This is a genomic window from Monashia sp. HAY1-2A (genome assembly GCF_056755315.1).
The window spans coordinates 1-240 of the sequence record NZ_JBNDHY010000732.1 but is presented as its reverse complement, the minus strand read 5'-3'; the positions used below and the strand labels follow the sequence as shown (position 1 = coordinate 240).

Here is a 240-nt window from a genome sequence, read left to right as displayed (position 1 = left end):
AGATAGCATTCCTGCACGGCATCCCAGGTGACCAGTTCCACGCGCGTGGAGAATTGCAGGCTGGTCAGTTGGCTGCATGCCCACTGGCAATACTGATTGAACTCTTTACGCATCATGAAGAAGTCTTCACGGATGTAGAACGAGTAAAGTTTCCCCTGTAATTTCAGGTAATTCAGGAAGCTGTAAGGGCTGGTCGGATCGGCGAGAGTCACCAGATCTGCCATGAACGGCGTCTGTAAA

Annotated in this window: 1 protein-coding gene; it reads right to left on the bottom strand. The window is 50.8% G+C overall.

The window, feature by feature from the left end; translation table 11 throughout:
- On the bottom strand, positions 1–240 hold a 240-nt coding region (locus ACPYOM_RS23710; RefSeq protein WP_481347862.1), incomplete at both ends, for a SidA/IucD/PvdA family monooxygenase.